This is a genomic window from Pseudopedobacter beijingensis (genome assembly GCF_042678145.1).
GTDB classification, from domain to species: domain Bacteria; phylum Bacteroidota; class Bacteroidia; order Sphingobacteriales; family Sphingobacteriaceae; genus Pseudopedobacter; species Pseudopedobacter beijingensis.
Window position 1 is genome coordinate 99,699 of sequence record NZ_JBHUDG010000050.1, and the last position, 13,151, is coordinate 112,849.

Here is a 13,151-nt window from a genome sequence, read left to right on the forward strand (position 1 = left end):
CCCATCCAGCTTGAAACTTTCGTAAAAAACTGCACCTTTGTAATATGAAAACAGAGGTTATAGATACTGGAAAAATCAGAGTACTTGATATTAAAGCAGATAATGGCATTGTATTAAAAAGCGCAGAAGATGCATTGGATATTCTTGCAAATGCCGGATATGGCTACGAAATCAATAAAATTATTATCAGAAGAGAAAACATTATTCCTGATTTTTTTGATCTCAAAACTAAAATAGCAGGTGATATACTCCAAAAGTTTTCAACCTACAATGGCTATCTCGCTATTATTGGAGATTTTGCTGATATCCAGAGTAAAAGCTTACACGATTTTATAAGAGAAAGTAACAAACAAGGCAGAATTTTATTTAAGCCTACTATTACAGAAGCTTTAGAAATATTTGGTTAATAAGGCTTATGATTAGTTAAACATCCCCCTAAAAACACCTCTCTAAAAAGATGTTACATTCATAAATCCTATTGCACATCGTCCTGTCAGAGACGATGTTAAAAAAGGAACCAATACCTTTCTGAGAATTTATTTAGACTCTTTAGATTCTTTATTTACGTTCTTTTTCTTTTTAAATTTAGGATTGGGCTTAAACTTCTTTTTAGGCTTTTTCTTTCGTTGCTCTGGCTGATATTTAGGAGCCTCTCCCAACTCTTCAGGAAGCGGTTGTTTTTCTATCTCATAACCAATTAATTCCTCTATCCTATGAAATTTAAACTGGTCTTTATCATTAATAAACGTTATAGCTACACCTGTATTGGCAGCGCGGGCAGTCCGTCCTATACGATGCACATAATCTTCTGGATCAGGTGGTACATCAAAATTAACAACCAAATCTATCCCCTCTACATCTATACCTCTGGAAATTACATCTGTGCCCACTAAAACAGGAAGATTTTTCCCTTTAAAACGGGACATAATTTCTTCGCGTTGCGACTGGTCAAGATCAGAATGAAAAGCTTCTGATTTAATACTCAACCGACGCAGCTCTTGGTTTAATTTCTTTACCAGTTCTTTTTTAGAAGCAAATACAATTATACTTTTATATTCTCCGTTAGATAAAATCCCCTTTAACAGTTCTACTTTCTGGGTATCATAAGCCACATAAGCTTGCTGCTTAATCCCTTCTGAAGGTTTAGAAATAGCTATATTTATTTCCTGCGGACTGCGTAATATCTTTTTGGCTAATCCTCTTATTTTAGGAGGCATAGTAGCCGAAAATAAAAGGTTCTGCCGTTTTTGAGGTAAATAGCTAATGATTTTAAGGATATCTTCATAAAAACCCATATCCAGCATCCTATCAGCCTCGTCCAAAACCAAATGTTTTAATTTGGAAAAGTTTACTTTCCCAGAAGCAAGATGTGCAATTAAACGTCCGGGTGTTGCCACTATAAGGTTTACCCCATCACGTAACGAACGTTTTTGCTGTTCATAATCAATTCCATCTCCACCACCATAAACAGCTATAGAAGTTGCTCCGGTAAAATATCCCAGTCCCATAATTTGCTGGTCTATCTGCAAAGCAAGCTCTCTTGTTGGCACCAAAATAACAGTATCTATATGATCATTTTTGGACTTAGCCAGTTTATCTAAAATAGGCAAAAGATACGAAGCTGTTTTTCCCGTTCCGGTTTGTGCACAAGCTATAATATCCCTGTTTTTTAATATAACGGGAATGGCATTTTCCTGGATAGGCGTAGCATCAGTAAATCCCATACTATCAAGACCTTCCTGCAATTCGCCCACAAAGTTAAATTCTTCGAACTTCAATATATAAAGTGTTAAACTACGTAAAAGTATATATTTCTTTAATATTATTTGCTTTAGTTAAGATAAAATGAGATTAAGTTGAGTTATATATAACATTTTTTACATGAGGAGTTATTGATAGCTAATATAATCTTCTTAGATGTCCGCTTACACCTCTCCCTCATTTTTCCTTCATTTTGCTTAGACTACTCCTTACCATCTCCCTTACTGCACCTACGGTTTTCCTACGTTTCTCTTACGATTCTCTTACGTTTTTCTTACGTGGCTCTTACGGCTCTCTTACGTCGCTCTTACGTAGAGTAAAATAAATGCAGGAAAAATGTAAGAAAATAGACGAACCTGTTCAGGTGTTGGTTATAAGCTATTATAGTAATCTCTTATAAAAAGGCGAGTAAATCATCAGAACTCTATATGGTTATTATAACCTCGGCAATATCTCTAAAAAGAGTCCTCCTCTTATTAAAGCAAGCGGTAAAATGATGAACTTATATTATGAATGGGAAACAGTAAACTTAAAACAAAGCGCTATAGACTAATATAAATGATATAAATCATCTGATAATTTTATTTCTCCTGCATCCATCAAAGACCGTATAACCTCCATTCGTAACTGCTCTGTTCCTATAGCAGAAGAACTTAACAGTTCTTTTAATCCCAATGCCCCAGAAGCCAATATTTCCATAAAATGTTTGGTTAACTCTTCTTTATGCTGTGTTTTTTTTCTTTTATCTATGCACACATCACAAATACCACAATCTTTCAAATCTTTTTCATCAAAATAACTAAGCAACAATTTACTGCGGCATTCGTTTTCAGAAACATATTTGAGCATCGCATTCATTTTGTTTTGGTAAACAGACTTGCGTTCGTTATAAAATGCAGCATCTATATAAATATTCTCGCTCTCGTAACGAGGTTGCAAAAAGGTAATCAAAGGATCTCTGGTTTTCTCTATAAAGGAAATGACCTCCAGCTTATGTAATTCCTGCAACATACGGCTTACTTCAGTATAGGATAAACCTGCTTTTTTTGCTATATCCGATTCATTTATGGCTATAAACCTATCGAATGCACCGCCATAAGTTCTTAAAATGGTTTTAATAAAACGGTCAAACTTGATGTTCTCAACCTGAAATTTATAGATATCCTCTCCTCCCATCAAAAACTGCAATCTTGATGGTAAAAGCGCATTTTCACTCAAAGCGAGATACTCGTTATTTTCCAGTGTTTTTATAGCAGAAATGGTACTTAAAACATCCAGCTTAAACCTCGAGCAAAAATCTCCTATATTAAAATTATAAAAAACACCTTCTCCAGCACCATAAGGAACCTGTAAATAATTACATAGGCAATGGTAAATCCTTTTTATTTCAGGAATAGCTGGAAAGTTGAGTACAAATCTTTTCTTAAAAGACAGGCCATCCATCTCGTTATAAAAAAGAACTGCAAAAGCCTTTTCTTCATCCCTTCCGGCTCTCCCCGCCTCCTGATAATAGGCTTCAGGACTTTCCGGAATTTCGTAATGAACAACCAAACGCACATCAGGTTTATCTATCCCCATCCCAAAAGCGTTAGTAGCCACTATTATGCGATATTCATTATCTATCCATTTCTTTTGTGTTATTGTTCTGGCTTCGCCCTCCAATCCCGCATGATAATAACTGGCAGATATGCCATATTGATTCAGAAATTTTGATAACTCAAAAGTATCTTTTCTGGTACGCACATAAACTATTCCGCTACCTTTTACATTAGTACATACCTGTACCAGCTTTTGTAGTTTATTCTCCAGATGCAGCACACTGTACGAAAGATTTTTCCGCTCAAAACTTTTCCTAAATAACCTCGGCTCCTTAAAAGCCAGCTTTTCCATAATATCCAGCTGTACTTTATGAGTTGCAGATGCTGTTAATGCCAATACCGGTACCTGAGGGTGAAACTCCCTGAGCCTGGCTATATGAAGATAAGAAGGCCTGAAATCATAACCCCACTGCGAAATACAATGCGACTCATCTACCGCCAGTAAATTAACCTTCATGTATTTAATACGTTCGCGCACCAAATCAGTCATCAATCTTTCTGGAGAGATATACAAAAATTTCACTTTACCATAAATGCAATTATCCAGCGTAATATCTATTTCCCTTTTACCCATGCCCGATATAATCGCCAGTGCCTCTATTCCTCTTTTCTGCAGGTTTTGTACCTGATCTTTCATCAACGCTATAAGAGGCGAGATAACTATGCATATCCCTTCCTTAGCCATTGCAGGCACCTGAAAGCAGATAGATTTGCCACCACCAGTAGGTAAAAGAGCCAAAGTATCATAATTCTCCATTACAGACGTTATAATATCTTCCTGCAACGGTCTAAACTGATCGTAGCCCCAATATTGCTTTAAAATTTGATGTATGGACATAGTATCTCTCAAAGCTATAAAATTTATTAAATTGCAACCTTTATTTGTAAGATACAACATGAATATTTTTCTTAGACCTCTGCTTTTAATATTCCTGTCCTCAGGTGCTTTTGCTCAATGGAATGTAGAAAAACCATCAGGACCAAATAAAACAGTAAATTTTTCTACTGATGAAGGGACCTGGATGAATCTGGATGTAAGTCCTGATGGAAAATTCATTGTTTTTGATCTTCTAGGAGATATCTATAAAATGCCTATAACGGGCGGCGATGCAGAATTATTAGCCGGTGGCATGGCATGGGAAGTGCAACCTCGTTTTTCTCCTGATGGAAAGTTAATTTCCTATACCAGTGATAAAGACGGTGCCGACAATATATGGGTTATGAATGCGGATGGTTCTGGTAAACGCGCCATTACTAAAGAAAATTTCAGGTTATTGAATAATGCTGTTTGGACACCCGATGGCCAGTACCTGATTGCCAGAAAACATTTTACAGGGCATCGTTCTTTAGGAGCCGGAGAATTATGGATGTACCATATTTCCGGAGGGTTTGAAGGTGTACAACTTACAAAAAGAAAAAACGACCAACAAGATCTAGGAGAACCTTTTGTAGCCAAAAACGGCAAAGAGGTATATTTTAGTGAAGATGTAAGCGCTGGTCCTTATTTTCAGTATAACAAAGACCCTAACGGAGAAATCTATCAGATAAAAAAGCTAAATCTGGAAGATAATTCTATTGAAGTAGTTGCAGGAGGAAGCGGCGGAGCGGTTCGTCCTCAGGTTTCACCCGATGGAAAACTGCTGGCCTATGTCAAAAGAATAAGATTAAAATCGAGCCTTATTGTACAAAATCTGGAAACAGCCGAAGAATTTGTTTTGTATGATGATCTTTCCCGTGATCAGCAAGAAACCTGGGCAATCTTTGGTGTATATCCTAACTTTAACTGGTTACCTGACAATAAAACCATTGTATTTTATTCGAAAGGAAAAATCTATAAAATAGATATACAAATGCAGATGCCACAGGAAATTCCCTTCAAGGCTAATGTTAAACAAACCATAACAGATGCACTGCGTTTTAACCAGCAGGTATTTGGTAATGAGTTTGATGCTAAAATGATCAGGCAATTGGTAACATCTCCAGATCAGAAAAAAATTGCTTTCAATGCTGCAGGTTATATTTATGTAAAAAACCTGCCCGATGGTAAACCCGAACGTCTGACAACTGAAACCGACTGGGAATTTGACCCTTGCTTTAGTCCTGATGGAAATAGTATTGTATTTACGACCTGGAATGACGAATTAAAAGGATCTGTGGTTAAGATAGACCTTATCAGCAAAAAAATTGATAAACTAACTCCTCAAGGTGGTTTTTATTACACTCCTGTATTTAATAATAAAGGCGACCAGATTGTATATCGTAAAGGTACAGGTAATGATGTTTTGGGCTTTACTTTTTCTAAAAACCCCGGTATCTACATTATTCCCTCTGCCGGAGGCGACCCCAAACTAATTAGCAAAGAAGGAATTAAACCCCAGTTTAACAAGGCTGATAATCGTATATTTTATCAAACCTCTTTAGAAGGAGATAAAGTCTTAAAAAGTTGTGATTTAAGTGGGGGAAACATCAAAAACCATTACAGATCTAAGTACGGTACAGATTTCATTTTGAGTCCGGACAATAAATGGCTGGCTTTTAATGAGCTTTATAATATATACCTTACTCCTTTTTCCTCTAACTCCAATAACCAGGAACTATCTTCGTCCAGCAAAGCATTCCCTATTAGAAAAATAACCAGAGATGCTGGAAATTATATTCACTGGAACAAAGACAGTAAAGCCCTGCATTGGACACTAGGTTCTAAATACTTTACCAAAGAAGTAAGAGATGCTTTCAATTTCGCAGATAATTCCAAAGAAAAATCTGCCTCGGACACCGTAGGATTAGAAATTGGACTTCGCTTAAAGTCTGATTTCCCAGAAGGCAAAATAGCCCTTAAAGGAGCCACCATAGTGACCATGAAAGGTGATGAGATTATTGAAAATGGAACTATCCTTATAGAAAGGAACAAAATTATTGCTATCGGAAAAGATGCAGAAATACAAATTCCAGAAGATGCCGTTGTTTTTCCCTGCTATGGTAAAACAATTCTACCCGGATTTATTGATGTACATGCACATTTAAGAACAAGTCCTGACGGTATTACACCGCAGCAGGATTGGTCGTATTATGCTAATCTGGCTTACGGAGTAACTACAGCACATGATCCGTCCAGCAATACAGAAATGGCTTTTAGCCAATCAGAGATGATTAAAGCAGGCAGATTAGTTGGCCCAAGAGTTTACTCGACCGGAACCATATTATACGGTGCTGATGGGGATTTTAAATCCGTAATTAACAACCTGGACGATGCACGTTCTCATCTTAGAAGAATGCAGGCAGTGGGTGCTTTCTCCATAAAGTCGTATAACCAACCTCGCAGAGAGCAAAGACAGCAAATTATTCAGGCTGCAAGAGAGCTAAAAATGTTGGTAATGCCAGAAGGTGGTTCTACCTTTTTCACTAATATGAATATGATAGCTGATGGCCATACCGGAATAGAACATAACATTCCCGTAGTACCCGTCTATAAAGATGTAGCCCAATTCTGGAATGGAAGTAAAACGGGATATACACCAACACTTATCGTTTCCTATGGTAGTCAGTTCGGAGAAAACTATTGGTACGACAGAACCAATGTATGGGAAAATCAAAAGCTATTGAACTTTACACCCCGTAATATTATTGATATGAGGGCCAGAAGAAGAACCACTTCTGAATATCGTGATTATGGTCATATTGATGTATCACACGCCGTAAATTATATAGCCGATGGTGGAACCAAAGTTAACCTGGGTTCACATGGTCAACTACAAGGATTAGGAGCCCATTGGGAGCTTTGGATGTTGGGACAAGGGCGTATGAAACCACACGATATTTTAAAAGTGGCAACTATAAACGGTGCTGAATATCTGGGGATGGATAAAGAAATTGGTTCGCTTGAAAAAGGTAAACTTGCGGACTTAATTGTACTTAATGAAGACCCTTTACAAGACATCAGAAATACAGAAGACATTAAGTATGTAATGGTAAACGGTAGAATATATGATGCGGAGTCTATGAACGAGCTGGGCAATCAAACAAAACCTGCAGGTAAATTCTGGTGGCAATATAATAATGCTGAAAATTATCTTGATAATAATCAGAATACAGAAACCTGGACTTTTACCACTCCTGATTGTGATTAATGTAAAAGCTGTATTATATTTGTTGTTTACCAGAAAATGCTAAAGAAACTACACCTTTCCTTCAGGTCTATTATAATAGCTATCATTGATAGCTTTTACCCTCTTTTTAAAGGGATAATGCCGTTACAAACTTATCGTTACGCTGCCTGTGGTGGTGGAAATCAGGTATTGAATATCCTGGTTTATTTTGTTTCCTACAATTTTGTACTGAAGAAACAGGTATTACATTTACCACATATAGCCATCAGTCCGCATATAGCCGCTTGGCTAATAGCTTTTTTTGTGACATTCCCTATAGGTTTCTATCTCAATTTTGCAGTAGTTTTCAATGGTTCGTACTTAAAAAAGCGCATCCAGCTTTTTAGGTATTTTACCGTTGTTGTCATCTGCATTCTTTTAAATTACGTATTCATGAAACTGTTTGTAGAGCAATTTAACTGGTATCCTACAATTTCTTTTATTGCTACCAATGTATTGGTAACCGTATTTAGTTATTTAACACAAAGAAATTTCTCTTTTAAACAAAAGAAAATCGAAAATACTATTTAAATAAACACTGTTGAGCTCAGTTTAAAAAGACGCTGCTTTATTTTTACAGGTAACCTTTGAGTACATAAAAAAACAGGTAACCTATTACCAAAAATGAGATTAAAAATATAGCAATAATTCTAAGAAGCTTTTTCTCGTCCGGTTTCATGTGGCAAAAGTAGTATAAATTATATCATTTATGCTCTAAAGCCATCTCTATATGAACTATCTGCTGTCCCGTTGTCCACTCGGCATGCACCATTATTCCATAATCAGGTATTTCCAAAGTTTTTAACTGAGAAACCAACAAATCAGGATTAAAAAAATGCCCTCTTCTACTGCCTAGTCTTTCTTTTAAAGTTTTAAAATCTGCTATTATAAAAATCCAGTTCACAGACAATTGTTCCTTTCCAGCTAAAATTCTCCTGTAACTCTCTTTCAAGGCAGAACAAGCCAAAACAGCCCCTCCATTACTTTCCCATTCCTTTAAATGTAGATGAAGATTCTTAAGCCACGGAAGCCTATCGGCATCATTCAACGCTACACCCGAACGCATTTTTTGGATATTTTGTTCCGGATGGTAATCATCTCCATCATAAAATGGTAATGACAGTTTTTTTGCCAATTGCTTACCCAAAGTTGTCTTGCCAACCCCTGATACCCCAGCTATTACGTAAACCATTTTTTGCTTGCACTATTTTATAACTGCAATATAATTCTCGTCGTCTCTAACTCAAAAGTATTTTATACTTTATTTACCATAATATAATTACTCCTCTCATAAACTAATAAAAATATTTTATATCACATTCTTGTTTTATTCATTCAAATAAATTTACTTTGCATTTCAAAGTTCTTTTAATATGCAAGAAAAAGATATTTATTCAGAACTCAGTTCTATCAGAAATCTGATGGAACGTTCTTCTAAGTTTATCTCACTAAGCGGGTTATCTGGCATTATGGCTGGCATATATGCCCTTATTGGTGCATTTGTTAGTTATAAAATAGTTTATACAAAACATACAGGGCTTGAGTATCGTGATTATTATATTAGTGATCCTAAAATATTATGGCAACTATTTCTAATTGCACTTGTTGTCTTAATACTTTCTTTAATTACCGGAATCTGGTTAACAATTAAACAAGCCCGCAAAAAAGGTGAAAACTTTTGGAATCCTGTAAGCAAACGTTTACTCAGCAGCCTGGCGATTCCGCTAATTACGGGTGGACTTTTTATTTTGATTTTACTTTATCGCGGCAATTACAGTATCATTGCCTCTGCCTGTCTATTATTTTATGGATTGGCTTTGATAGCTGGAAGTCATTACACTTTTACTGACGTAAAATGGTTGGGAATCTGCGAAATAGCTCTCGGCTTATTGTCTACCCTATTTCCTGGATATGGAATTATTTTCTGGACAATAGGTTTTGGTATTTTGCATATTGTATACGGGTCTGTGATGCATTTTAAATATAACAAGTGAAAATCTCTTTAGAAAAATTTGATAAAGCTTTTGAAAATCGCCTGCGGTTGCAGATCATGAGTGTTTTAGTCGTTAATGAAAATTATGATTTTAATGCACTCAAAGATTTGTTAAATGCCACTGACGGCAATCTTGCCTCTCACCTAAAGGCATTAGAAAAAGAAGACTACATCATTGTAAACAAGAGCTTTATTGGTCGCAAACCCAATACCCAATATGCAGCATCACTAAAAGGAAAAGAAGCTTTCAAAAAACACCTTGAAGCATTAGAAAGCCTTATAAATCACCAAAAAGATAATTCTTAATTTTTTTTACATAATAACTTTGAAATTCAAAGTACTTTTAATAACAATAAATATGATACAAGAAAACACTCAAAAAACGGCACATTGGCTCAGAGAATCAATATTTGCCAAACTTTGCTTTATTGGTTTACTTACACTTCTTCTTCTTATCCCCTCTTTCTGGATTCAAAACCTGATAGGTGAAAGACAACTCAGGCAAGATGAAGTAACTAATGAAATATCTGATAAATGGTCGGGAAAACAACTTGTAGAAGGCCCTGTATTGGTACTTCCCTATTCAAAAATAATAGCAGAAAAAGACCAACAAGGAAAAATAGTTTATAAAGAAGATCTGCAAAACATATACATTCTTCCGGAAGAATTAAATATAAACAGTTATGTAGATCCTGAAACATTATATAGAGGAATTTTTGAAGCGGTGGTTTATAATTCAAAAATCAATGTTAATGGCAAATTTAGTTCTCTGGAACTCAATAAATCTGGAATAAATGTAGAAGCTATACAATGGAGTAAAGCTAAAATAGCCATCGGATTAAGTGACTTAAAAGGTTTGAAAAACAATCCAAAAATTGAACTGGATAAGAAAACCTATGAAGTTGAGCCTGATCTTACAGATGTTAAATTGTTTCATAACAACTTAATCGCCTCTTTAGATTTAAGCGATAAAAAAAATACAGACCTGGTTTTTACATTTAGCCTGGATATACGTGGAAGTGGCGAACTTAACTTTCTTCATTTAGGAAAAACCACAGCGGTAAAAATGGACGGTAACTGGGCTAATCCTAGTTTTACAGGTCGCTACTTACCAGAAGAACGATTGGTGTCAGACACTTCATTTAATGCCACCTGGAAGATGCCCTACTTTAACCGCTCATTTCCCCAACAATGGATTGAAAAAAGTGCCACACTTACATCTCAAACAGACCAGGAATATATTGTACAAAACAGTGATACCACTTTTGGGGTTAAATTTCTTTTACCGGTAGATCAATACCAGAAAACAATGCGAACAGCTAAATATGCCATTCTTATAATCTTATTGACTTTTATTTCCCTGTTTTTCATCGAGTTGTTAAACAAAAGAAAAATTCACTTATTACAATATGCTTTAATAGGAGCCGCTATGATTATCTACTATACCCTCCTGCTATCTTTTAGTGAGCAAATAGGTTTTAACATTGCTTATCTAATAGCTTCTACAGCTACAATTACCTTGATTGTTCTTTTCCTGCTTGGCGTTTTAAAAAGCAAAAAACCAGCACTAATCTTCGGAGCTATACTAGCTATATTTTACAGTTTTGTTTTTGTAATTATTCAATTGCAGGATTTTTCCTTAATTTTTGGTAGCGTGGGCCTGTTTATTATCATTGCAACCATGATGTATCTTTCTACAAAACTAAACTGGGAAACTAAATCAACGTCAGAACTTCCTTTATCTTAAATCATAAAAAGTATGTTCACTTTTAATCGCACAAACCTGATAATAACAGTTTTTTTATTGCTGATAGAGGTTTTTATTGCTCTTTTTGTCAATGATACGATTATCAGACCCTACGTTGGAGACGTACTGGTTGTTATTTTACTCTATTATTTTATAAAAAGTTTTTTGAATGTTCCGCCTGTAAAAACAGCTGTTGCAGTACTTTTATTTGCTTATAGCATAGAAATACTGCAATATTTCAATATAGTAAGATTAATAGGGCTATCTGATTCTAAAATCGCCAACATTGTCATCGGCAATCACTTTTCATGGATAGATATATTCGCCTATACTTTAGGAGTATTCATTCTACTGTTCTCAGAAAACCTCAAAAGATCAAAAAAACATAAGATGCTTATTAGTTAAATTTCAAAAAAAACGGGCTGATATTTCATTTTTTTTTATTATCTAACACAGACTTTATAGGGAGATTATTCGGATTTATTTCTTTATAAGCTCCCTATAATATTTGTATTAGTACTATATAAATTATAATATAATGGTTTAGTGTATAACTATTTATGCTTAACAGACCATTTTCTCAGTTTATGTCCGTGTATAGCATAATAAGCCAGGTATATGTAACATGGAATCAGTACCCAATACGCCTCCCTCAACCCTTGAGTATCTGCAAAATGCCCGTATACCAGAGGCATAATTGCATTTCCACATAACCCCATAATCATGACAGAGGATCCTAATTTTGTAAACCTCCCCAAGCCATCTAAAGCTATAGGCCATATACCTGCCCATACCAAAGAGTTAGCTAAGCCCAACATCACCACAAACCAGATAGAAACATCTGCTGTATGTCCAAACAGGGTTACACTTCCGGTTGCATACACTATACCTAAACTCAATACCGCTCCCAGTAGCGTACAAAACCTCAATGCATTTACCTGACTGATGTAACGAGGGATAGTAATAATTCCTATAAGATAACCTGTTATGGTAAGTGCTAAGGTATAGGATGGAAATACTTTAGCTTCAACCAAACTAATCCCCATAGAATCGGCATAACCGATTACTGTATCTATGGCCAATATCTGTGTTCCTACATGCAGAAAAATGGCTATAGCTCCTAATATCAGATGTGGAAACTGAAATATACTGGTTTTTCCGGAATTAGCTTCCGCTATTTCATCGCTCTCGTTCTCTGTATCTATTTCTGGTAAGGGAGAGTACTTTATAAAGAGCCCTAAGCCTATAAGTACCAGAGCTACTACTGCGTATGGTACCATTACTCTTCTTATCAGTTCGTCCAGGGCTGTTGCTCTCTCCATTTCTCCCATCAATGGTATCTGCTGAAATAATTCGGTATCGCTTGCTCTAAGGACTGCTGCCGCAAATAGCAAAGGAGCCAGTATTCCTGCAAACTTATTACATATTCCCATGATACTGATCCGCTGTGCCGCACTTTCTTTTGGTCCCAGTACAGTGATATACGGGTTAGATGCTGTTTGTAAAATAGCTAACCCTAAACCTAAAGTAAACAACCCTAACAAGAATATTTCATAAGTTCTGAACCAGGCAGCTGGCACAAACAAAGCTGCTCCTACCGACATCACAAAGAACGCTATCATCATTCCTTTCTTAAAACCTACCACTTTTAAAAGATAAGATGAAGGCACAGACATCACCAGATAAGAAATATAAAAGGCAAATGCTACCAGATATGACTGGAAATTTGTTAGTTCACATGCAATCTTGAAAAAGGGAATTAAAATGGCATTTATCCATGATACAAATCCTATTATGAAAAATACCAGACCTATCAATAATATGGAAATAGTTGTATCTCTCTTAGTCAGTTGGTCTGATGTTATTTTTTTGTCGCTCATTATCATATAAGATCAATAAACGTCAGC

At 35.8% G+C, this 13,151-nt stretch carries 11 protein-coding genes; 7 read left to right on the forward strand and 4 right to left on the reverse strand.

Annotated features, from left to right (window positions below):
* Positions 1–44: 44 nt before the first annotated feature.
* Positions 45–407, forward strand: a complete 363-nt coding sequence (locus ACFSAH_RS18000) for a DUF4180 domain-containing protein (RefSeq protein ID WP_379664138.1) — start codon at positions 45–47, stop codon at positions 405–407.
* A 129-nt stretch (positions 408–536) separates the two neighbouring features.
* On the opposite strand, the gene ACFSAH_RS18005 is transcribed toward ACFSAH_RS18000, so the two are convergent.
* Both ACFSAH_RS18005 and ACFSAH_RS18010 read right to left on the reverse strand, forming a co-directional pair.
* Positions 537–1,778 (reverse strand): DEAD/DEAH box helicase, encoded by a 1,242-nt coding sequence (locus ACFSAH_RS18005; RefSeq protein WP_379664139.1) that lies wholly within the window; start codon positions 1,776–1,778, stop codon positions 537–539.
* A 532-nt stretch (positions 1,779–2,310) separates the two neighbouring features.
* The gene (locus ACFSAH_RS18010; RefSeq protein WP_379664140.1) at positions 2,311–4,197 is read right to left on the reverse strand and encodes a RecQ family ATP-dependent DNA helicase; all 1,887 of its coding nucleotides are present in this window, start codon (positions 4,195–4,197) and stop codon (positions 2,311–2,313) included.
* Between ACFSAH_RS18010 and ACFSAH_RS18015 the strand changes: the two genes are divergently transcribed.
* Together ACFSAH_RS18015 and ACFSAH_RS18020 are read left to right on the forward strand one after the other, a co-directional pair.
* Entirely contained in the window at positions 4,190–7,486 is a 3,297-nt protein-coding gene (locus ACFSAH_RS18015; protein WP_379664141.1) for an amidohydrolase family protein, read from the forward strand. The two genes, ACFSAH_RS18010 and ACFSAH_RS18015, sit on opposite strands and share 8 nt — an antisense overlap.
* Positions 7,487–7,522: 36 nt before the next feature.
* The gene (locus ACFSAH_RS18020; RefSeq protein ID WP_379664142.1) at positions 7,523–8,035 is read left to right on the forward strand and encodes a GtrA family protein; all 513 of its coding nucleotides are present in this window, start codon (positions 7,523–7,525) and stop codon (positions 8,033–8,035) included.
* A 172-nt stretch (positions 8,036–8,207) separates the two neighbouring features.
* Here the strand turns inward: ACFSAH_RS18020 and ACFSAH_RS18025 are convergent, their stop codons facing one another.
* Positions 8,208–8,696 (reverse strand): gluconokinase, encoded by a 489-nt coding sequence (locus tag ACFSAH_RS18025; protein WP_379664143.1) that lies wholly within the window; start codon positions 8,694–8,696, stop codon positions 8,208–8,210.
* A 181-nt stretch (positions 8,697–8,877) separates the two neighbouring features.
* Between ACFSAH_RS18025 and ACFSAH_RS18030 the strand changes: the two genes are divergently transcribed.
* From ACFSAH_RS18030 to ACFSAH_RS18045, 4 genes are read left to right on the forward strand one after another with little or no spacing between them, the layout of a single operon-like run.
* Complete coding sequence (locus tag ACFSAH_RS18030; protein ID WP_379664144.1) at positions 8,878–9,498, forward strand: LTA synthase family protein; 621 nt, start codon at positions 8,878–8,880, stop codon at positions 9,496–9,498.
* Entirely contained in the window at positions 9,495–9,803 is a 309-nt protein-coding gene (locus tag ACFSAH_RS18035) for a winged helix-turn-helix domain-containing protein (protein WP_379664145.1), read from the forward strand. The genes ACFSAH_RS18030 and ACFSAH_RS18035 overlap by 4 nt, the downstream gene beginning before the upstream one ends.
* A gap of 52 nt (positions 9,804–9,855) precedes the next feature.
* Positions 9,856–11,244, forward strand: a complete 1,389-nt coding sequence (creD, locus tag ACFSAH_RS18040; protein ID WP_379664146.1) for a cell envelope integrity protein CreD — start codon at positions 9,856–9,858, stop codon at positions 11,242–11,244.
* Between the two features lie 12 nt (positions 11,245–11,256).
* Positions 11,257–11,649 carry a ribosomal maturation YjgA family protein gene (locus ACFSAH_RS18045; RefSeq protein ID WP_379664147.1) on the forward strand — a complete coding sequence of 131 codons (393 nt, stop codon included), beginning with the start codon at positions 11,257–11,259 and terminating at the stop codon, positions 11,647–11,649.
* Between the two features lie 149 nt (positions 11,650–11,798).
* Here ACFSAH_RS18045 and ACFSAH_RS18050 read toward each other — a convergent pair whose 3' ends face one another.
* On the reverse strand, positions 11,799–13,124 hold the full coding sequence (locus tag ACFSAH_RS18050) for a sugar MFS transporter (protein WP_379664148.1): 1,326 nt from the start codon (positions 13,122–13,124) through the stop codon (positions 11,799–11,801).
* Positions 13,125–13,151 lie beyond the last annotated feature (27 nt).